At 56.7% G+C, this 22385-nt stretch carries 18 protein-coding genes; 16 read left to right on the top strand and 2 right to left on the bottom strand.

Going from position 1 to position 22385, the window contains the following annotated elements:
• Nucleotide 1: 1 nt before the first annotated feature.
• A complete protein-coding gene (locus Q7U39_15920) occupies nucleotides 2-415 on the top strand; it encodes a hypothetical protein (GenBank protein MDO9119449.1) in 414 nt (137 codons plus the stop codon).
• Between the two features lie 4 nt (nucleotides 416-419).
• On the opposite strand, the gene priA is transcribed toward Q7U39_15920, so the two are convergent.
• Nucleotides 420-2723, bottom strand: coding sequence for a primosomal protein N' (gene priA, locus Q7U39_15915; protein MDO9119448.1), 2304 nt, complete (start codon nucleotides 2721-2723; stop codon nucleotides 420-422).
• A 127-nt stretch (nucleotides 2724-2850) separates the two neighbouring features.
• Entirely contained in the window at nucleotides 2851-4422 is a 1572-nt protein-coding gene (locus Q7U39_15910; GenBank protein ID MDO9119447.1) for an OmpA family protein, read from the bottom strand.
• A 604-nt stretch (nucleotides 4423-5026) separates the two neighbouring features.
• Here Q7U39_15910 and ndhC point away from each other — a divergent pair.
• The 15 genes from ndhC (at nucleotide 5027) to Q7U39_15835 (ending at nucleotide 22345) form a co-directional block, all read left to right on the top strand.
• Entirely contained in the window at nucleotides 5027-5410 is a 384-nt protein-coding gene (ndhC, locus tag Q7U39_15905; protein MDO9119446.1) for an NADH-quinone oxidoreductase subunit A, read from the top strand.
• A complete protein-coding gene (locus tag Q7U39_15900) occupies nucleotides 5401-5928 on the top strand; it encodes an NADH-quinone oxidoreductase subunit B family protein (GenBank protein MDO9119445.1) in 528 nt (175 codons plus the stop codon). The genes ndhC and Q7U39_15900 overlap by 10 nt, the downstream gene beginning before the upstream one ends.
• Before the next feature lie 10 nt (nucleotides 5929-5938).
• Nucleotides 5939-6436, top strand: a complete 498-nt coding sequence (locus tag Q7U39_15895; protein MDO9119444.1) for an NADH-quinone oxidoreductase subunit C — start codon at nucleotides 5939-5941, stop codon at nucleotides 6434-6436.
• 15 nt (nucleotides 6437-6451) lie between these two features.
• Nucleotides 6452-7696 carry an NADH dehydrogenase (quinone) subunit D gene (gene nuoD, locus Q7U39_15890; GenBank protein MDO9119443.1) on the top strand — a complete coding sequence of 415 codons (1245 nt, stop codon included), beginning with the start codon at nucleotides 6452-6454 and terminating at the stop codon, nucleotides 7694-7696.
• 25 nt (nucleotides 7697-7721) lie between these two features.
• Complete coding sequence (locus Q7U39_15885; GenBank protein ID MDO9119442.1) at nucleotides 7722-10415, top strand: molybdopterin-dependent oxidoreductase; 2694 nt, start codon at nucleotides 7722-7724, stop codon at nucleotides 10413-10415.
• Between the two features lie 40 nt (nucleotides 10416-10455).
• Nucleotides 10456-11043, top strand: coding sequence for an NADH-quinone oxidoreductase subunit NuoI (gene nuoI / locus Q7U39_15880; protein MDO9119441.1), 588 nt, complete (start codon nucleotides 10456-10458; stop codon nucleotides 11041-11043).
• A 9-nt stretch (nucleotides 11044-11052) separates the two neighbouring features.
• Nucleotides 11053-11574, top strand: a complete 522-nt coding sequence (locus Q7U39_15875) for an NADH-quinone oxidoreductase subunit J (GenBank protein MDO9119440.1) — start codon at nucleotides 11053-11055, stop codon at nucleotides 11572-11574.
• Nucleotides 11575-11577: 3 nt separating this feature from the next.
• Complete coding sequence (gene nuoK / locus Q7U39_15870; protein MDO9119439.1) at nucleotides 11578-11880, top strand: NADH-quinone oxidoreductase subunit NuoK; 303 nt, start codon at nucleotides 11578-11580, stop codon at nucleotides 11878-11880.
• 1 nt (nucleotide 11881) lies between these two features.
• Nucleotides 11882-13858 (top strand): NADH-quinone oxidoreductase subunit L, encoded by a 1977-nt coding sequence (nuoL, locus tag Q7U39_15865; GenBank protein MDO9119438.1) that lies wholly within the window; start codon nucleotides 11882-11884, stop codon nucleotides 13856-13858.
• Between the two features lie 37 nt (nucleotides 13859-13895).
• Nucleotides 13896-15455 carry an NADH-quinone oxidoreductase subunit M gene (locus Q7U39_15860; GenBank protein ID MDO9119437.1) on the top strand — a complete coding sequence of 520 codons (1560 nt, stop codon included), beginning with the start codon at nucleotides 13896-13898 and terminating at the stop codon, nucleotides 15453-15455.
• A 5-nt stretch (nucleotides 15456-15460) separates the two neighbouring features.
• Complete coding sequence (locus Q7U39_15855) at nucleotides 15461-17137, top strand: NADH-quinone oxidoreductase subunit M (GenBank protein MDO9119436.1); 1677 nt, start codon at nucleotides 15461-15463, stop codon at nucleotides 17135-17137.
• A gap of 16 nt (nucleotides 17138-17153) precedes the next feature.
• The gene (locus tag Q7U39_15850) at nucleotides 17154-18650 is read left to right on the top strand and encodes an NADH-quinone oxidoreductase subunit N (GenBank protein MDO9119435.1); all 1497 of its coding nucleotides are present in this window, start codon (nucleotides 17154-17156) and stop codon (nucleotides 18648-18650) included.
• Nucleotides 18651-18758: 108 nt separating this feature from the next.
• Nucleotides 18759-20255 (top strand): ATP-binding protein, encoded by a 1497-nt coding sequence (locus Q7U39_15845; protein MDO9119434.1) that lies wholly within the window; start codon nucleotides 18759-18761, stop codon nucleotides 20253-20255.
• Nucleotides 20252-20707, top strand: a complete 456-nt coding sequence (locus Q7U39_15840) for a response regulator (protein ID MDO9119433.1) — start codon at nucleotides 20252-20254, stop codon at nucleotides 20705-20707. The genes Q7U39_15845 and Q7U39_15840 overlap by 4 nt, the downstream gene beginning before the upstream one ends.
• A 21-nt stretch (nucleotides 20708-20728) precedes the next feature.
• Nucleotides 20729-22345 carry a response regulator gene (locus Q7U39_15835; protein MDO9119432.1) on the top strand — a complete coding sequence of 539 codons (1617 nt, stop codon included), beginning with the start codon at nucleotides 20729-20731 and terminating at the stop codon, nucleotides 22343-22345.
• Nucleotides 22346-22385: the final 40 nt, after the last annotated feature.

Below are 22385 nucleotides of genomic sequence, written 5' to 3'. Positions count from 1 at the left end.
CATGCTGCTGAATATCAGCCTCGGCACACTCGTCGTGGCCATAGGATTCTGGCTGCTCTGGGGCACGCTGATGCCCGGGGTAGTCGCCCTGTGGGTCGCGTTGGTCGGTTCGTTTTTATATTGGAAGTGCCGCACCATCACGGAGATTTGGGCCTGGTCCACGTTGTTGCTCGGGCTCGAGAGTTTTGCCTGGCCGCTGCAACTGATGATACAGCTCAAATCAGTTCCAGCGGGACCCTCCGATGAAGAAATGGGTACGATCCTCTCCGCGGTGGTGCTTGGTCTGTTCTCATCGGTCTTTTGGATGTCCTTTTCCTACGGCCTGTTCAAACGAAAGCCAGAAACACCGGCACCCTCAACCACCCTCTCCACACCTGAGCCCGCCAAACGGCCCTCACGCCAGAAAAAGCGATAACCTGCTACCCCATATCGACCGGATCGACATCCACACTGAACTTGAAGATACGACCAGGATACGCTCGCTCCATAGTCTCGAGCGATCGGCGGACTCCGTCCCGCATCGCCGTGCGATCTCCACCTTTCACCATGATGTGCCACCCCAATGTCCCACTGGATCCAACCCCAGTCGCCGCCACCGGTCCAAGTACGACGATCCCCTGGCTCTGTGGATCAGCCGATAGACTCTGCTGTGACGATGCCATTCCAGATGATGCCGCAGGCTGCCGAACGGATAGGGTCTTGTGTAATTCACTCACCCACCTCTGCGCCGCCACCTCGGTCAGCCGCCGATCTTTCCCTGACACCGTCAGATAGATGAGGCGCTGGACCGGCGGGTACCCCAACAAGCGACGCGCCTGCATCTCCTCAGCGTAAAATCTCGCCGGATCATGGGCGGCGACCGCTTGCATGACGTGATGCATCGGCAACGAGGTTTGCAAGATGACCCGCCCGCCGGAGGGGGCCGACCGCGCGAGATTCACCGCATCAACCAACAACTGATGGGTCCGTTCAGCCGCACGAAAATCCGGGAGGTGCAGTCCGGAATCGGCATCGACGATTCCAACGAGACCAACCGGCAGAATAGGCTCCCGTTGAAACAAGGCCTGCGTCCCGATCAAGATGTCCCAGGTACGGGCATGGACTTGCTGCCACAATCGACGAGCGGACACCACCCCACGAGTCGTATCGCGATCAATTCGGAGAATCCGTGACCCCGGACAAAGCCGGTGGACTTCCTGCTCGATCCGTTCCGTCCCTTCCCCAATCGGACTCAAGCGTGACGCTCCACAGGCTCCGCAGATTTCAGGCAGCGATTCTTTACGTCCGCAATAGCGACAGGCGAGGCGTGCGGACTCCCGGTAATACACCAACGCAACGGCACATGACGGACAGCGCGGCACCCATCCGCAGTCGCGACAGACAAGCGCCCCGGCATACCCCCGGCGGTTGAGAAATAAGATCGCGCGATCTTGTTGCGCCACGGTAGCTCGCAGGGCAGCCGTGAGGGTGGAGCTGAATGGCGCTCCGCCGAACTCCCGGCTCATATCCACCAGTTCGATGTGGGGAAGACTCTCTGGCTCTTTGTGTTGAGCCACCCGTTCGATCTCGCCCACGCTCCTCACTTCCAGAGACGGATGGGCAGATCCATACACCAATAGGGCAGACTCGTGCTGCGCCCGCATCCAGGCGACCTCTCGTGCATGATAGTGCGGCTCCTGAGGCTCTTTCAGGGCGGAGTCTTCTTCCCCATCAACCCAGATCAATCCGATCGATCGAAGAGGATAAAATATGGCTGAACGGGTCCCTACCACAATCTGCGGAGCGCCCTTCCCATTCAGCTCGCCATCAACTCCCGGCACTCCCCGGGGCTGAAACGTGACGGGGTATAGGGTGGCTTCTTGAAGGACCTGAGCCAACCACTGAGCGCGCAGGACTTCACCGATAATAATGAGCACGGAGCGCCCTTGGTCCAGGACAAATTGGGCCGCCCTTGCCATGATCCCGACTCGATAGTCCAAGGCCCCGTCGATCAGTACCCTTGTCGGGCAAGCCTGCATGAGGCCCTGGACCCGCTGCAGCACTTCTACCGCTGGAGTGAGTGGCACAAATGCATGGATCGGGAGTTCCCTTTCGGGCTCGCTCCGGCGGATGCGAGACGGGCGAATGGAGAGAGTCCCCTCGCTCCGGAGAATCCATTGCTGAGCTTCGAGAAACCTAAGCGCCTGACGGTCGCTATTCCGTCGAGACAACTGAATGGTCGAAGCAGAGAGACCCTTCGTCCTGCGCGCGATTCGTTGGAGTAGTGGAAGATGCACATCCGGGCAAGTGCCTTGCTCCAAGGCCAGCCGTCCCTGTGAAGTGGCCACATAGGACCATTTGGGTTGAGGAACCGCGCGAGCCGACGGCGCCACAAGCCGTAAACACTGCCCCCATGGAGCGATATATTCTTCGGCGACCTGCCGCGAGAGCTCGAACATCCCGGGAGCAAACCCTGTCAGACCGTCGCCATCTGATACCGCAGCAATGGCCTTGAGTTGGGAGACCTTCACCCCGCTGGGCAAATCGCGCGTCAGTCCTATAACGGCCCCCTCCAACGTCGTCCGCCCAAATGGCACGACCACCCGCTGGCCCACTCCAACCCGGCTCACCAGCGAGGGCGGAATCAGATAGGTGAAGGTTTTCGCCAGATGCCGAGGAACAATCACGTCGGCAAACATGGGTCCATTCGGACAATCGATACGTGGACGAGAATCGATAGGCATCCGGCATTCTAGCAGCGAGCCGAAAGCCAGAACAACGAAGAGAAGGAGGGGAGGGGAGAATGACCGCCGAAGAACTGTTCAATGGGCGGATGCATGAGACATGCATCCGCCCATTGAAATGCGAAGCTTACTCTAAGGGCCGACCAGTGGGTACAGCCGGATCTTGCGCGGTCGGATCTGAGAGCCCGACCGGCCCTGAAGAGTCAGGGAGGCTGAGAGTCCCTGGCCCATGGTCCGCCGGAAGAGCATCCTGTCCGATTACTGAAGAGTCAGATGGGCCTCCCGCGGCATCCGATGCCGCAGGGACGGATGACGAGCCGTGAGCGCCTTTCGCACTGAGACTGGCAGGATCGCTATCCGGCTTATCTGCCGTCTTGGGCATCGCCGGCTGTGGAGGATTGGCCTCCGTTGAGGTAGGAGCGTAGAGCAGAACCTCCACACGCCGATTGCTGGTCCGGCCCTCTTCCGTTGCGTTCGTCGCGACCGGACGGCCATCCCCATACCCGACGGAAGCCAGGCGAGCCGAATCCAATCCGCCTTTTTCGACCAGATACCGAAGGACACCGCTCGCGCGGGCCTTGGACAGCTCCCAATTGCTCGGATAGCGCGACTTCAAGGTCGGACCGATCTCGACATTGTCTGCATGCCCCTCGACCCGGATCATTCGTGCATCCCCACTGGTGCGCAAATACTCGATCAATTGATCCAGGATTTTGTATCCTTCCGGCCTGATTGAAGCCTCTCCTGAATCGTATCGGAGAAAATTCGTGATTTCGCCAAGATTCAACCGGCTTTCTCCCGAAGCATCTTGCACCTTCAACTTCCTCGCAACGAGGTCAGGTGGAACGGCTGCCACCGTCTTCTCCATCTGAAGGGGCTTGGGCTGAGACAGCGGCTGAACAGGAGTCTCGACGGGTAAAACCGCCGGCGCCGAATGCCCTGCGAGTTTGAATCGATCTCCTTTCATGACTCTAGTCGTGGCGCCCTGGATCATGGCGGTCGCCGTCCGATCCTCTGTCGCGATCACTTTCAATAGTCCGATCTTCCGCGGCGGGAGTCCCTGGCTGTGGCGATGCAACTCCAGAATGTCTCCGCTCCTGAGGCCATCTCCCCTCCCACGGTCGAGATAGACCACATCGAACTGCGAGACCAGCGTCATAGGCTTATCGGCCTGGAGCTCAACAATCATTCCCCGAAGTTCCGCCACTTCACTCACTTGGCTGGGCTCTTCCGCAGAAGCCGGCGGCACAAAGCGCATCACGGGATCGCCGGGCGCGACGACCCCGTAACTCCGAACAACCTGAACCGTCGTTAAGGCATGATCCACTTGCGTCGCCTGCACGACCGCCAGCCGGATTATGACAAACCCAAGATATTCGCCCGTGGCCGGGTGAAAGACTTTCCGCACTCGACGATAGACGGTATAGAGATCCCCCGGCGCGACGTCATGCGGATTATCGAGCTTGAGATACAGCGCATCATTTTGTCCCAAAATCATTCGATCGCCGGTCGACTGATTGTCACCGGTGATGAGGTTCACGATGCCATCACGAGGCGTCGTTTTTTGAATCGCCCCCTCAGCAAATGCCAAGGCACCTTCCCCAAATCGTATGGTGCTCGTATCAACCGGCTGGGCTCCAGCCGGCGCCGCGACCACACACAATGCCAGGGCCAAGAGGAGAGAAGTAGTCGTTTTCATAAATGTTGTCCTTGGTTGAGGCGAGTGGATCCTCGCAAACCATAGCAAATAATAGGGTATTGTCAAGAATTTCTCCTGATTGTACGGTCGTTTGACGGACCTTTTTACAAGGTGCTACCGTATACAAATCGTATCAATGTTCCCTCCAAGAGAATTTGTATCAAAAGTTATGACACCCCCCAAATCAGCCTACAATCCGGATCCGAAGAAACAACCACGGATCGAAACCCAAATCCACCGACGCCGGAAGGCGAAGGCCTTCTCCCCTCTCGAAGCAGAATGGGATATCGCTCAAGGGACTCCTCCAACCCAACTTAGGACAGTCCGCGCTCCTCAACTCAAACCTGACTCAAAGAAGCCGTAACCAACTCCTTCCCACAGGCTCTTGAGGCATAGATTGTCTTAACCTCTCGGGCTTGGGTCTCATACTGAAGAATCGTAAATACGGGAAGCTTCCGCTTTTCACCATGAACGATTCCTAGCAGGACAGGCTAGGGCTTTCGGGTCGCTAACCGTAGGTCCTTTGTCCACTTGCTATCCCCCAGACCGCAGAACTAAGATTTCGACTCTTCTTTCCAGTTCAACATCTTGCGAGATGGGAACGATGACCGGCTTTGATCTTCTGCTCGAGTATCTCACCAGGTATTTCCCGATACTTCTATTCATATTCATTGCTCTGGCCTTTGGGGTCGTCACACTGGTGATCAGTTATTTCGTACAACCACGGTACCCTGAGCCGGAAAAGCTATCGACCTATGAGTGCGGATCCGAACCGTTTTCAGACGCTCGCATGCCGTTTCCCGTCCGGTATTACGTCTTTGCGATGCTCTTTGTGATCTTCGACATTGAAGTCATCTTTCTCTATCCCTGGGCCATCGTATTCGAAAAGCTCGGGATCATTGGGTTGGTTGAAATGATGGTGTTTATCGCGCTGTTCCTGGTCGCGTATGTCTATGCCTGGAGAAAAGGGGCACTTGAATGGGACTGATCCAACTGGGACGGCCGGACAAGGACGGCTCTCCCGATGTCATTACGACGACTGTCGAAAAAGCTGTGAACTGGGCACGCAAAGGCTCGCTCTGGCCCATGACCTTCGGCCTGGCCTGCTGTGCGATCGAAATGATCGCCGCGGTGTCATCCCGCTATGACATGGATCGCTACGGAGCCGGTGTCTTTCGTGCGTCCCCCAGACAGTCCGACTTGATGATTGTTGCTGGAACGGTCTGTCGCCGCATGGCCCCTGTGATCCGTAAAATTTACGATCAGATGCCCGAACCCAAATACGTCATCGCCATGGGATCCTGCGCTACCTCCGGCAATATCTATGACAGCTATAGCGTCGTCCAGGGTGTCGATCGATTCGTTCCCGTCGATATCTATGTCCCGGGTTGCCCTCCCACGCCAGAGGCGCTGTTCGACGGCATCCTGAAACTGCAAGAGCGGATCATGCAAAAGCGTGTGTTTGTCACACAGCCCGACCAGGTCAAACCAAGCGTGAAGGTCTAGGAACCGCGCGATGCATCAACTGGCACAACGAGTTCAAGACACCTTTCCCGTGGGCTTCCTGTCATCGACGGAATGGCGCGGCGATATCTCCGTCACCGTCACGAGAGACACAGTGCACGAAGTCGCTCAGTTCCTGCACGATGATCCTGGGATGGACTTTGACTATATCGTCCATGTCAGTTCCGTGGACTGGCCCGATGACGAAGAGCGTTTTGAAGTGGTCTGGGAATTCTATGCGATCCGGAAGCGTCAGCGCATCAGACTCAAGACCCGAGTCCCGGAATCGGATTGTATCGTCGACTCCCTGACCGACATCTGGAAAGGTGCCGACTTCATGGAGCGCGAAGTGTACGACATGATGGGGATCCGCTTCCGCAACCATCCGGACCTGCGCCGCATCCTCATGCCCGACGATTACACCGAAGGCTATCCGCTGCGGAAAGATTTTCCGCTCCGCGGCAAAGGCTGGCGAGACACGTTTGATTTCCTCGACGAAGTGCCGCGATAGGAACGGGATTGGCTCATGGCGTTTGAAGATCAGAGAACCACCGTCTATAAAGTCGACCCGGAACATCCGGAGAGCGAGTCGCTGCCGACGCTTCGCACCGAAGAACTGCTCCTCAACATGGGGCCTCAGCATCCCAGCACCCATGGCGTCCTCAAGGTCATCTTGGAATTAGAAGGGGAACGGCTCGTAAAATCCACGCCGGTCCTAGGATTCCTCCACCGCGGCGTAGAAAAACTGGCTGAGGACGGCACCTATCATCAATTCATTCCCCATACGGACCGGCTCGATTATGTCTGCGCGATGTACAACAACTTCGCCTATTGCCGCGCCGTCGAGAAACTCCTGAATCTCCAAGTGCCCGATCGGGCTGAGTACCTCCGTACCATCGTCGCCGAAGTTCAGCGCATCATCGGCCATCAGTTCTGGCTGGGAACCCAAGCGCTCGACATCGGCGCCATGACCGTGTTCTTCTATTGTTTCCGCGACCGGGAAATCCTGTTGGACTGGTTCGATGAACTCTGCGGAGCTCGTCTAACGACGAGCTGGTACCGGATCGGCGGGGTCGAACGCGATTTCACGCCGTCCTTACTCGACAAACTCAAGAAGTTTCTCGACTACTTTCCGCCCAAGATCGATGAGTACATCGTCTTCCTGGAGACAAACCGTATCTGGGTTGCACGCACTAAAGGCGTCGCCGTCATCTCGGCGGAAGATGCCGTCAGCTTCGGCCTCAGCGGCCCGACCTTGCGCGGATCTGGCGTCGACTATGATCTGCGTAAGTACGAGCCTTATTCGGCCTATCCCAAATGCGAATTCAGCGTTCCCGTGGGAAAAAACGGCGACACGTACGATCGCTATTGGATTCGGGTCATGGAACTCTACGAGAGCGTAAAAATCATCCGGCAATGTCTCGAGCAAATGCAGGAAGGTCCGATTATGGCGGACGTCCCGAGCGTCACGCTGCCGCCGAAAGAACGCGTCTTTACGAATCTCGAGGCCATGATCCAGCAGTTCAAACTGTTCTCCCAGGGTTTTAACGCACCTCCAGGGGAAATCTACTGCGGAACGGAAGCGCATAAGGGTGAGTTGGGCTTCCACATTGTCAGTACGGGCGGCGGAAAACCTTATCGCCTGAAAATCCGCGCCCCTTCCTTCATCCATATGGGCGCATTTGATTACATGTCACGCGGGTATATGATCGCCGACGCCATTACGTTGTTCGGCACGTACGATATCGTCATGGGCGAATGCGACCGGTAGCCAGAGAGAGGCAAGGATCCGAACTATGGGCTTGAAGCCAGCCACCAATCCGGATGTCGAAGCGACGTCGATCGAGCTCAGCATCGACGGGAAGACGGTCTCCGCCAAAGACGGCGTCTCGCTGTATGACGTCATTTCCAGCACGGGCAAGATCATCCCGGCCATGTGCTATCACTATACATTTGACCCCTTCGGCTCGTGCGGTATGTGCCTCGTCATGCAGGAAGGGAAGAAAGCTCCGGTTCGCTCTTGCACGGCCAAAGCCACCGCAGGAATGGTGATCCGCACGGAAGGCGAGGACCTCTTCCTCGCGCGAAAGAAAGCCGTCGAAAAACATCTCTCGGTCCATCCGCTGGATTGTCCGGTCTGTGACGCCGACGGTCACTGTGAACTCCAGGACATGGCGTTTCAGCACGGTGTGACTAATCTGGCCAGCGCAAAACAGAAATTTATTCCGGAAGACACCCGCAGCCTGGTCCTCGACTTCAACATGAACCGCTGTATCGCCTGCGCCGAATGCATCAACGTCTGTAAAGACGTGCTGATGATCGATGCCTTGCAATTCATGAAAAAGGGCGGATTCAACCAGGTCGTCGCGAAAGGCGATCTCCCGCTGTCTTGCGAATTCTGCGGTGATTGTCTTGCCGTATGCCCCGTCGGCGCGATCACGAACAAATATTCGAAATATCTCTACAAGCCCTGGCAGATGAAGAAGACCGCCAGTACGTGCAACTATTGCGGCGACGGCTGCCAGCTCTACCTGGAAACCAAAGACTCCGAAGTCATCCGTGTGACGTCCCCGCTGTCCTGGAAAAACAAATGGGGCGATCGCGAGGAAACCGCCAAGGGACACGGTGGACTCTGCGTGCGGGGACGATTCGGATTCGAGTATCTCGACAGCAAGACTCGGCTCACTCAGCCGCTCGTGCGCGAGGGCAATCAGCTCGTGCCCAAGCCCTGGCTCGAAGCGATGCACCAGGTCGTCGACCGTTTCGCCGAAGTGAAGCAGAAACACGGCTCGGACGCGATTGCCGGATTGATTACCGCCCGTTGCACAAACGAAGAGCTCTATCTCTTCCAAAAGCTCATGCGGACCGTGTTCGGCAGCAATCATCTCGACAGCAGCGCCCGCTACGGACATATGAATTTCGTCCATGCCTCGCGCCATGCTCTGGGCTTCGGCCGGACCCCTAACGACTGGGAAGACCTCACCAAAGCCAAAGCCATTCTGGTGCTCGGCTCCAACATCACCGAGACCAATCCCTTGACTGCCGTCCGTATCAAGGAAGCCATTCGGGTCTACAAAGCCCAGGTGATCGTGCTCGATTCGACCGTCACGAATATCGGAAAGCTGGCCTCCCATCCATTTCTCATCAAGCCCGGCACGGAGGGATGGGTCATTGATGGGCTCGTGAAAGCCACGCTCGAGCAAGATCTGGTAGACGAAACCGCGGTCGCCCGCTATCCGAAAGCCTTTGAGGCATTGAAAGCCGCCATAGCCACTCTGTCACTCGAACAGATTGCCACGTACACCGGGATTACCGTCGACGCCTATCGAGACATCGCCGCCATCATGGCCGAAGCTCCGCGCTCGATTTTCTTGTGCGCGGAAGGCATCGTGCGGCGGCCTGATGGCTATCAAAACGTGCTCAAGCTCATTGACCTGGCCTGGATTACCGGCAAACTCGGCCAGCCCGGTTGCGGCGTCAACACCCTAACCGAGGAGCCGAACGAGCAGGGCGCTGTCGACATGGGCGTTGCGCCTGAATTCCTGCCAGGCCAGAGCCGTTACGACGATACGGCGGCACGGGAACGATTCAGCAAAGCGTGGGAGGCCACATTACCCGCCACTACAACCGGCGCCAACCTGATCGAAATTTTGAAGCGCTGCAAGAGCGGTCAGATCAAGGCCTTGTATGTCATCGGCGAAAATCCCTTGGCCACACTCCCGGCCTCGGTTGAAGTCCGCAGTGCGCTCGAACGCCTCGAGCTGCTGGTTGTGCAAGATCCCTTCTTGACCGACACCGGTCGTCAGGCGCATTTTGTCCTGCCTGCTTGCACGTATGCGGAGAAAGAGGGGACATTTACAAATCTGGAGGGGCGCGTGCTGCGTGTGCGCCAGGCCATGGATCCCGTCGGAGAAAGCCTGCCGGACTGGCACATTATGACAGCGCTGGCCAATGCACTGGGAGCCCAGTGGGGATACGAATCGGCCAACGACATTCAAAGCGAGATTATGAAACTCTTGCCTGGGTACTACAACCTCGGCCAGCCGCGTAAAGTGACGCCGGCTCCCGATCAGTACCTGACAAACGGTTACGCCACCGAAGTGAAGACTCGCTATCGCCCCGCGGCACCGGTCACCGATTCCAAACGGCCCTTCGCGCTAGTGATGGGACAATTGCTCGCCCATTCAGGCAAGATGTCGACAGAGGCACCGGGACTGATCAACATTGCGCCAAACACCGGAAAGCTTCGGATGAACGCAGGCGATATGCAACGACTGGGACTCCAGGAAGGCACAAAGGTTCGCGTGACCTCTGAACGGGGTTCGCTCCAACTGGGCGTACAGCCCGATATTGCGCAGGCACCGAACACCTGCTTCTTCCCGGAGCATTTCAATGAACCCCCGGTCAAAGACTTGATGGCCGTACAGGTGGATGCCGTCACCGGCGTGCCATCCTTCAAGCACACGTGGGTCAGTATCGAAAAGGCTTAACAGTAATACCGATCTTCGTATCAATGGGCGGGAGCCGACGATGAGCGTTGCCACACTGACAAAAAAGATTCTGCATGCAGCCCTGTTCTATGAGATCTGGGATGCTATGAAGGTGACGTTTCGCCATATGTTCCATCGCCCGATCACGTTTCAGTACCCGCGCGAACAGCGGACCCTGCCAGACACCCATCGGGGCGCATTATCACTGCTGCGCTACGACGACGGCCGCGAACGCTGCGTGGGATGCGATCTCTGTGAGGCCGCCTGTCCGTCCCGTTGCATCAAGGTGATCAGTGCGGAGGACCCAGCCCGGCCTCTCCAGCGCTATGCCACGGAGTTTTACATCGACATCACGAAGTGTGTGTTCTGCGGCTACTGTGTGGAAGCCTGCCCCGTCAATGCGCTGGCCATGACCAAGATGTACGAATTCTCCACGCACGACAAGCGCACCCTCCTCTTCGACAAGAAGCGGCTCTACGACATTGGTGAGCGTCATCTCAGTGACGCGAAAAAATATCTGTACGCCCATAACCAGGAGAAAAATGTCGAGGAGAGTCGTGAGTACCGATACTATTTCCCCCAGTCGGTCCTCAAAGCAACGCAATCGACTCCCAAACATTTGAGCTGAGACATCCCGATGATTGCTGTCTTCTTTTCGTATTTTGCGCTGATGAGTATTGCGGCCGCCGTCATGACGGTCGCGCTCAAAAATCCCGTCCACTGCGGCTTGGCTTTGCTGGCCCTCCTCCTGCACGTCTCGGGCTTTTTCGTCCTGCTCAATGCGGAGTTTCTCTGGGCTGTCCAGGTCATCGTCTACGCCGGAGCCATCCTCGTGCTCTATCTCTTCGTCCTGATGCTCCTGAATCTCAAAACGGACGAGCGCTATTTTCACTCCACCTATCTGTATTTTTTGACCCCGGCCGTTCTGGGATCCCTCTACGTGATATATCTCTTGCTCCACTCGCCTTTTGCCGGAGCGAAAGGCGATGCACCCGCCGTCGCCGTCTTGCAGGACGGGGACACGGCCGCGATCGGGATCAAGATGTTCAGCGACTATCTCTTGCAATTTGAAATCGTGGGGGTCTTCTTGTTGGGTGCCATTATCGGCGCGATCGTGCTGGCGAAAACACCCAAGCCGCTCAACTTGAGGAAAGACTGACGCATGCTTCCGTTAGCCGCCTATGTGGCAGTCAGTGCAATCCTGTTCGTCATCGGACTGCTCGGCGTCCTGATCAGACGCAATTTTATTATCGTGCTGATGTCCGTCGAGATTATGCTCAACGCCGCCAATATCAACCTCGTGGCTTTTTCTTATTATCTTGAATCCATGGCCGGCCAGTTGGTGGCTCTGTTCATCATTGCGATCGCCGCAGGAGAAGCGGCCATCGGCTTAGCCATTATCATTGTTGTGTTCCGCGGAAAGCTCTCAACCAACGTCGATGAAATGAACCTCTTGAAGTGGTAACGTGTTCGACTTAACTGATCTGCTTATTAAACTGATTCCGGTATTCCCCCTCCTGGCCGTCATTGCCAACGGTCTCCTTGGCAGCCGGTACTCCCATGAGGTCGCCCATCGTCTCGCCTGGGGATCGGTGGGGCTCTCATTCCTCTGTGTCATCGGCGTCTTCGCGGATGTCCTGCGCACCGGAGCCACGCATGAAGTTGTAGCCTATCAATGGATCTTCGGCGGCGACCTCACCATTAACCTGGCCTATCTGGTCGACCCCCTGACCTGCGTCTGGCTCTTGGTCGTCACCGGTGTGGGATTCCTGATTCACGTCTACTCTGTCGGCTACATGCACGGTGAAGCAGGCTTCACGCGCTTCTTCACCTACATGAACCTATTTATGGTTTCGATGCTGCTGCTCGTCATGGGCAACAACTATGCGGTCCTGTTCATCGGGTGGGAGGGGGTCGGACTCTGCTCCTATCTGCTCATCGGCTACTACTACGATAAAGTCTCTGCCGCCAAAGCCGCCTCCAAAGCGTTCGTCGTTAACCGTATCGGTGATGCCGGGTTCCTGTTGGCCATCTTCCTGATCTTCATCAATTTTAAAACACTCGACTACACAAAGGTGTTTGCCCAGCTGGGGCAACTCTCGCCCGACATGGCCACCGCTATCGCCCTCTGCCTGTTAGTCGGCGCGGTCGGGAAATCCGCCCAGCTTCCTCTGTACACCTGGTTGCCGGATGCGATGGAAGGGCCCACACCGGTCAGTGCGCTGATCCATGCCGCCACCATGGTTACGGCAGGGGTCTATATGATCGTCCGAAACCATGCCATTTTCGACCTCTCTCCCATTGCCATGGAGACCGTCGCAATCGTCGGTGGCTGCACCGCCTTATTTGCAGCGACCATCGGACTGGTGCAAACCGACATTAAACGTGTGCTGGCTTACTCGACCGTCAGCCAACTCGGCTACATGTTTCTCGCGTGCGGAATCGGTGCCTATACTGCCGCCGTCTTCCATGTCATGACCCATGCCTTCTTCAAAGCTCTCTTGTTCTTATCCGCTGGTTCGGTCATCCATGCGCTGTCAGGGGAACAGGACATCCGTAAAATGGGCGGGCTTAGCAAGAAGATACCCTGGACCTATCGGCTCTTCCTCATCGGTACCATTGCGATCGCAGGCATCCCCCCGTTGGCCGGGTTCTGGAGTAAAGACGAGATCATGGGCCACGCCTTCGTGAATCACCAGTTCCTCTTCTATGGACTGGCGGCGATCGGTGCGTTCCTCACGTCTTTTTATATGTTCCGGCTGACGTACCTGACCTTCTACGGCGCCTCTCGCATGGACCATCACACAGAAGAGCATGTCCATGAGTCGCCCATGGTGATGGTCGGACCTCTGATGGCGCTCGGCGTGTTATCAGTCTTCGGCGGACTCATCTTGGGATTTCCACCGGAACATGGGTGGCTCCATGGGTTCCTGGCCCCCGTTGCAGGCGCTGCCGGCGGACACGAAACCAGTGTTGCGACCACCCTGCTTCTTATGGGAACAGCCACCGGCATTGCGCTGCTCGGATGGGGCCTGGCTCATTTTCTCTATAGTTTAAGTCCTTCAACCGCGGACAACTGGTCAATCAAATTCCAAGGCGTCTACACAACTCTCTTGAACAAGTATTACGTAGACGAGCTCTATGACTTCCTGTTTGTCGAGCCGACCAAACGGTTGGGGGAATTCCTGGATTGGTTTGATCGGACTGTGATCGATGGTCTCGTCAACGGCGTCGCACAGATGGCCGAATGGGGATCGGCCGGATCGACCTGGGTCGAAAAATACGTGGTCTATGCCGGCCTCAATGTGATTGGACTCGGCAACCATCTGGCCGCTCGCCAGGGGCGCAAGCTCCAAAGCGGCATGGTCCATCACTATGCGGCGATCATTGTCGCCGGTCTCTTCTTGCTGGCGTTAGTCGTACAACTGATCGTCCAAAAGTAAGTCACGATCGAGGGATCGTCGGAGTCGTGCAACGATTATGTTAGAAGAACTCGCAGCTGGTTTTCCCATCTTGTCCTGCCTCCTCTTTCTCCCGTTTGTCGGAGCCGCCGTGCTCTGGCTCGTGGATGATGAGGATATGGTTCGGACCTCCGCCCTGACGATCAGCCTGGTCGAACTGGCGCTGGCCGTCTTCGTCCTGCTTCGCTTTGTTCCCGATTCCGCTGCCATGCAATTTGCCGAACACGTTCGATGGATTCCCGCCTTGGGGATCAGCTATCACCTGGCAGTCGACGGCATCAGCGTGCTCTTTGTCGGGTTGACCGCGTTCCTGACGGTCCTCGTGATTGTGTATTCCTGGGACACCATTCGCCACCAGGTGAAACTCTACATGATGTGTCTCCTGGCCCTCGAAACGACGACCATGGGCGTCTTCGTCTCGCTGGACCTCATTCTCTTCTTCGTCTTTTGGGAATTGATGCTGATCCCGAGCTATTTTCTGATCAAGCTCTGGGGTGGCGGGGCCGAACGTCATCATGCCGCCTTGAAGTATGTGCTTTACACCCTCTTGGGCAGCGTCTTCATGCTCGTGGGCATTGCGCTTCTGGATCTGAACTTTCATCATTGGGCGGTCCTCCGGCATACCGATCAGCTCTACTCCTTTGACCTCCTCGATCTGTTGGCTGTCCCCATTCCGGTCGATCAGCAAATCCTAATTTTCTGGCTGATGTTCATGGGGTTTGCCTTCAAAGCCCCGGTGTTTCCATTCCACACGTGGCTGCCTGACGCCCTGCTCGAAGGGCCGATCGGGATGGCCGTGGTTCTCGCCGGACTCAAGCTCGGGACATTTGGCTTTATCCGCTTCAGCATTCCCTTGCTGCCAGAGGCATCGAAGAGCCACACCGTCGTGACGGTTATCATGTGCCTGGGAATTGCCGCGATTACGTATGGCGCCATCATGGCCCTGATCCAGCCGGATTTCCGCAGACTTCTGGCGTTCAGCAGCATCAGCCATTTGGGCTTTGTGATGATGGGGCTCTTCGCGCTCAACTACCAGGGTCTCCAGGGCAGCCTCCTGACGATGATTAATCTCGGATTCAGCACGGCGGGACTTTTCTTTATCGCCGGGTTCCTCTACTCGCGACAGCAAACCACTCACCTGTCGGCATTCGGCGGGATGGCCCAACAGGTACCGCTCCTCGCGTCATTCTTTTTACTGATCGGACTGGCATCAATCGGCCTGCCCGGCACCAACGGTTTCGTCGGAGAATTTCTGATTCTCCTCGGCACGTTTAAAGCCAATTGGGTGTTCGGCGCCTTCGCCGTCACCGGAGTCGTCTTCGGTGCGGCCTATTTTCTGTGGTACTACGAACGGGCGATACTGGGCCCTCTCGGAAAAGCCGTGAAGAGTACGATGGCTGATTTGCAGTTACGAGAAATGGTTATTGCCGTGTCGCTTTCCGTCATGATTCTCTGGATCGGGCTCTATCCGTCCCCCTTCCTCCACATCATGAACGGCTCGATCCAGGCGCTGGTAGACCGTCTCGATCATGGAACCGTCGCCGTGCTGACTGAACCAGTTCAACGATTGGATCACTAAGACCCATGGGTGAATACGCATTACTCTACATTCTCTTCGCTCCGTTCTTCGGCGCGCTCGCATTGATCTTCGTCTCCAACCGCCAGGCGCTCCTCGTGCGCGGGATTGCCGCCGGATCAGCGTTTATTTCGCTCATGGCGTCCCTCTATTTGTTCTATTCGTACGACCCTGTCAGAGGGGGATTCCAGTTCATCCAACGGTTTGAATGGTCGCGACAGCTCGGCATCTCGCTCTACCTTGGCGTCGACGGCATCGGCACGCCTCTGGTCCTGGCCTCGTCGATCTTGTTATTCGCGGGTATTTTTGTCTCCTGGCACATCAAAGATCGTGCAAAAGAGTTTTACATCTGGATTCTGATTCTCGCGGCCGCGACCATCGGCGTCTTCATGTCGCTGGACCTCTTCTTCCTCTATTTCTTCTACGAAATGTCGGTCATTCCGATGTACCTCCTACTGGGTATGTGGGGCAGCCATACCAAGAAGTATCTGGAAATGACCGATCCGGAAGGCGTCAAACAACGCGATTCAGTCGGCTTCATCTTCAATTTCGGATCGAACAGCAAAGAATACGCCGCCATGAAGCTGGTGCTGTTCCTCTCCGCCTTTGCCGTCGCGGCCTTCATGGGTATTCTCCTGATCTACAAATATTCAGGCTTGAACACGTTTGATATTCTGGTCCTCCGGGAACATGCCAATCTCATGAACATTCCCGTGCTGGGCACGACGCTGGATAAGATCATCTGGGTGTTGATTTTCTTCGGATTCGCCTCCATTGCTCCTCTGTGGCCATTGCATTCCTGGTCGCCTGTAGGACACGCGGCCGCTCCGGCTGCCACCAGCATGTTGCACGCCGGCGTCCTCATGAAGCTCGGACATTTCTCAATTATCAGAGTCGCCTATGAGATTCTCCCTGAGACCACGCGCGAATTGATGCCGATGGCGGCCGTGCTCTGCATGTTCAGTATCGTCTATGGCGGGTTCGTCGCGTACTACGCGAAAGACACGAAATACGTCATCGGGTATTCCAGTTCAAGTCACATGGGCTATGTGTTTCTCGGCATGGCGGCACTGGATTACATCAGTCTCAGCGGCGCGGTGATTTACATGTTCGCCCACGCGATGGCCACGGGCATGCTCTTCTCGATGGCCGGGTGGGTCTACGATCAAACCCACACCCGCGATATTCCGTCACTCGGGGGACTGTCGAACAAAATGCCCTTTATCTCCGCCTGCTTCGTGGTGGGATGCATGGCCTCCATCGGCATGCCGGGGACGATCAATTTCATCGCTGAAGTTATGATCATCGTGGGCAGCTGGAACAAATATCCACTCCAAGTGATTGTGGCCGTGCTCGGGATCGTGCTGACGATGGCCTACCTGTTTAAGATGATGCGGAGCCTGTTCTACGGCCCGATGGACCAGAAGTACAGTCACTCGCACGATGCGGTGGCGTTCGTCGACCGTCTCCCGCTCTTAATCATGATTTCCGTCAGCGTGGGATTTGGACTCTTCCCCATGCACCTATATAACGTGGTTCGCTCAGGAGTCGATCCGCTCATCGCGAAGATTACGCACGTCGTGCCCGTCGCCGAGCTTCAGACTCCGGAGGGACCGGGTACATCACTGCACGAACAGTTAGCGGCCCGTGGCGCCCAGCTCCCTGCTTCGCCCGTGGCTCAATAGGGTACCAGTCGACACTATGAACTTTGAACTCAATATGACGATTGCCGATCTCCTGTTTCTCCTGCCGGAGATCTTTCTGACGCTGTGGCTCTGCCTGGTCTTGATAGTCGACTTTGCCTTTCCCCGACTGCCTAAGGAACAGCTGGCCTACTTGAGCGTCGTGGGTCTCGTCGTCACCCTGGGCTGCCTCGCCTGGTTCGACCTGACGCATATTTCCGGAGCCCTATTCGGAAACATGTTTGTGCTCGATCGCATGTCCATCTTCTTTAAGATGTTCATCGTCGGCGCAAGCATTCTCGTGATCCTCGCCTCCATCGAATATGTCAACCGCTTTGCCTTTTTCAGGGGGGAGTATTACTTCCTCATCGTCATGTCTGCGCTCGGCATGATGTTTATGGCCTCGGCCAACGATTTACTGTCCCTGTTCGTCACGCTGGAATTTTCCACCTTCGGATTCTATGTGCTCGTCGCCTACCTGCGCGAAGACCTCGCGTCAAACGAAGCGGGGCTCAAGTTTTTTATCCTCGGGGTCTTTGCCGCGGGTCTCCTCGCCTACGGAATCAGCTTGGTCTACGGGGAAACCGGCAAGCTGGTCTTTTCAGACATGGCCTCTGCGCCGGCTACGCCGGGTTTGATCATCGGCTTCCTGTTGATCTTCGCGGCGCTCGGTTTCAAAATCGGCGCAGTCCCGTTCCACTCCTGGATTCCGGACACCTATCACGGTGCGCCCACCCCCGTCACAGCGTTTCTCTCCATTGCCCCGAAGGGCGCAGCCATCGCCATCCTGCTCCGGTTGTTCTTCGTTGCCCTGTTCACCTTTAAACCGATGTGGGTGCTCCTGCTCGCAGCGGTCTCCGTCTTATCGATGACCTACGCGAACATCGTGGCCATCGCCCAAACGAATATTAAGCGCCTCCTGGCCTATTCCGGCATTGCCCAAATCGGAAACGTCCTCATCGGAATGGCAGCGGGCACGAAGATGGGGAATGATGCGATCCTGTTTTATCTTCTCACCTATCTGTTCGCCAATATCGGCGCCTTCGCGGTTGTGATCGCGATGAGCCAGGCCATTGGCAGCGAAGAGATCAACGATTACAGCGGACTCAATCGCCGATCGCCGTTTCTGGCTTTTTCCATGCTGCTGTTCCTCCTCTCGCTGGCCGGCGTGCCGCCCTTAGCCGGGTTTATCGGCAAGATCTACATCTTTGTGGCGGCCATTAAGGAAGGGTTGTATACCCTTATTACCGTCGGGCTTGTGAACATTGTGATTTCGATGTACTATTATCTGATCGTCGTCAAGAAGATGTACATTGCCGAACCGATTGACCCATCACCCATTCGGATTTCCGGTCCGATGAAGGCTGTGGTATATGTCGGCCTTGCCGGAACGCTGTTGATCGGTATCTATCCCCAACCCTTCATCGACTGGGTGGTCTCGGCAACGATGATGTTCTCCCATCTCCCGGCACCTGCCACGACCGGTCTTCCCCCCGTCCCCCCTCTCGGCGGCTAGCCATCTAGCATCCGTTGAAGATCTGCTAAAATAGATCTTGCGGCCTGTGAACGGCCGAGAGTAGAGTGCCCAAAGTTTTCCCTACACCTTTCAACGCGGTTTCTTTCCATGGACACAGTGACGAGCGATCGACCGCCGCTGCCTCCGATCGCCGGAGATCCCACCCCGGAAACAGGCGCCACCCCGGCTCTCAGTCCGCCACAACCGGCCAAGCGGACACTCGTCATGCGATTCCGCGAACTGACCATTGAACGCCGGATCCTGGCAGGGTTTAGTCTGGTCTTTATCGGCATCCTCATTATCGGCGCCGTGTCCTACCGCAATACGACCATTCTGATCGAGAACAGCCGCCTGGACACAAGGAGCCATGATCTCCTCCAGCTGTTGAATAACGTGGACGTGGCGATGGATGAGGCGGAAAATAACCATCGCCGTTATCTCGTCACCGGAGAAGTCGTCTACCTGAAGAGCTTCCGGTCACTCACGGAACAGAAGCCAACCTATCTGAAGTATCTGAAAGACCTCACCACAGGGCTCCCGCTGCAAGAAAGTCGAGTCGACACACTCCAGAAACTGATCGAACAGCAAATCAATGCGGAAACCGGGGCGATCGCCAAACGGGATGGAGGGGGATTCGAAGCCGTCCGTCGCATCGCGCTTGAAGGCGCCGCGAAACGCGAGCTCGCGGCCATTCACCGCATCATCGGAGAAATGGAAGTTGAGGAGCGTCAGAGTTTACGCCGTCGCCTCAGCGAATCGACCCTCAGCACAACCAATACCATCGTGCTGCTCGCCCTGGGCGCCCTCCTTCAACTGGTACTCCTCGCCTCTGTCTATTACCTCATACGGCACGATATTACCGCGCGTCGAAAAGTCGCAGCGGAACTGCAACTTCGCGGAGAACTCCTCGAGGCGGCCAATAAAGAGCTTGAGGCATTCAGCTATTCGGTCTCGCACGACCTCCGTGCGCCGCTTCGCCACATTGATGGCTATGCCTCGCTCCTCAGTAAATCAGTCGGCGACACCTTGAATGAGAAAGCCAAACGCTACCTCCAAACGATTTCCGACTCGGCCAAACAGATGGGCCAATTGATTGACGACCTGCTCGTGTTTTCCCGCATGGGACGCCAGGAAATGCTCCATACCACGGTCAATCTCGACCAGCTCATTAAGACCATCCTTTACGATTTACGTCTTGACTTGCAAGGACGGGAAATATCCTGGACAATCGACACACTGCCGGAAGTGCCGGGCGACCCCGCCATGCTTCGACAGGTGTTTGTGAATCTGATTTCGAACGCGATCAAGTTTACCGGAACCCGGCCCATCGCGAAGATCGCCATCGGGCTTGAACGGAAGAGCGCAGGGGAGATCACCGTGTTTGTCCGCGATAACGGCGTGGGATTCGATATGCAATATCTCGACAAGCTGTTCGGCGTCTTCCAACGGCTGCACCGAGCAGATGAATTTGAAGGGACCGGCATCGGCCTCGCCAATGTGCGTCGCATCGTCCATCGCCACGGAGGGCGGGTGTGGGCTGAAGGCATCCCCGATCAAGGCGCGACGTTCTTTGTCACACTCCCAACCAGGAGACCTCGAACATGACGGCTGCAAAACCCATCTTACTGGCCGAAGACAACCCCCGGGATGCGGAACTCGCGCTCGCGGCCATGGAAGAAGAGCATATCTCCGATAAGGTTGTCCTGTGCCACGACGGCGCCGAAGTCTTGGACTATCTCTATTGCCGCGGACAATTCAAGTCTCGCCTCAAGGGCAATCCCGCTGTCGTCTTTCTGGATCTCAAGATGCCCAAGGTCAATGGCCTTGAGGTGCTCCGCACCATTAAGTCCGACATCAGCCTTCGTCCGATTCCCGTCGTCATGCTGACCTCTTCCCGGGAGGAAAAAGACCTGGCAGAAAGCTATGCCCTGGGTGCCAATGCCTACGTCGTGAAGCCCGTCGAATTTCACCAGTTTCTCACGGCCGTGAGAGAATTGGGCACGTTCTGGGGCGTGATCAATGAACCACCCCCCGAAGGATCGGCGTCCACTAACTAATATGACCCACCCCGAGGCTCTGTGACGACCCCGCTAAGACTCCTCCAGCTGGAGGACAACACCGTCGACGCCGAATTGATCCTGGCGACCCTCAACGAGGGTGGTATTCCCTGTGAGACCAGCCGGGTCGACCGGCGAGACACCTTTGTCGACGCCTTGAAAGCAGGGAAGATCGACCTGATCCTCGCGGATTATTCTCTTCCCGGATTCGATGGGATCACCGCCCTCTCGCTCGCGCAACAACTCAGGCCCGACATCCCCTTCATCTTCGTCTCCGGAACTCTCGGCGAGGAATTGGCCATCGACGCCATGCATCGCGGCGCCACCGATTATATTTTGAAACAGCGCCTCGGACGGCTTGTGCCGTCACTCCAACGCGCCATCAGGGAACTCCAGGAACGGCAGGAGCGCGCCCGCGTGGAAGAAGCCCTTCGACAGAGCGAGAAGCAGCTTCGGCAGGCCCAGAAGATGGAAGCCGTCGGCCGCCTGGCCGGAGGGCTCGCCCACGATTTTAACAACCTCCTCACCGTCATCATGGGCCATGCCCAGGTCCTGCTCAACGAGATGGAGACGGAACATCCCTTCCGAACCAAAGTCGAAGAAATGCAGAAGGCCGGCGATCGGGCCGCGACGCTGATCCGTCAGCTTCTCACCTTCAGCCGTAAGCAACCGTCGACCCCAAAAGTGCTGAGCGTGAATCCCCTGATCACCAATTTTGAAACCATGATGCGCCGGCTGATTGGCGAAGATCTGGAACTCACCCTCGCCCTGGCACCTCAGGATCTCCGCATCAGCGCTGATCCCGCCCAGATTGAACAAGTCCTCATGAACCTCGTCGTCAATGCGCGGGATGCGATGCCCAAAGGCGGGAGGCTGAGGATCGAGACCGCACAGGTCGAGCTGACCAGAACACCCATGTATCATGCCCAGCTTCCCGCGCTCGGCACATTCGTCAAACTCAGCGTCTCTGATACCGGAAGCGGGATGTCACCCGATACCCTCACCCATATCTTCGAACCGTTTTTCACCACGAAAGAGGAAGGGAAAGGCACCGGCCTGGGTCTGTCGACCGTGTTTGGAATTGTCACCCAGAGTGGAGGGGGCCTCGATGTGACCAGCCGGATTGGACAAGGCAGTCGCTTCGACGTCTATTTCCCCAGCGTCCGATCCAATCTCGATCCGACCGCGTCCGCCCAAGCTCCTCGTTCATCACACCGGGGGCGTGAAACCATCCTCCTCGTAGAAGACGATGCCTCCGTGCGCGACCTCGTCCGGGACGAGCTCAAGAAACTCGGCTATCGCGTATTGGAATCCAAGAACGGACTGGAAGCCTGCCTGGTTGCCACACAGCAGATCGGCAATTATCAGCTGCTGCTTACCGATGTGGTCATGCCCGGCATGAACGGGACCGAACTGGCACAACATCTGCGCATCCTCAAGCCCGACCTCAGGATTCTCTTCATCTCGGGGTATGCCGACGATGTCGGCATCGGTGCGACTGATCAGCTGAGCGACTACCTCCAGAAGCCGTTTACGCCGGAAGCCTTGAGCCAACGGATTCGCCAGCTCCTCGATCTAGTGCCACTCCCACAGAACGGTTCGCCGCGGAAGGAAGCCTCCACCTCTCACTTATCGTAATCGCGCAGGTCGCCGCATGACGGCGTTACCATGGATAGAC

The organism is Nitrospira sp., assembly GCA_030653545.1.
Lineage (GTDB): Bacteria > Nitrospirota > Nitrospiria > Nitrospirales > Nitrospiraceae > Nitrospira_D.
This window is presented reverse-complemented; position numbering and strand designations above follow the sequence as displayed.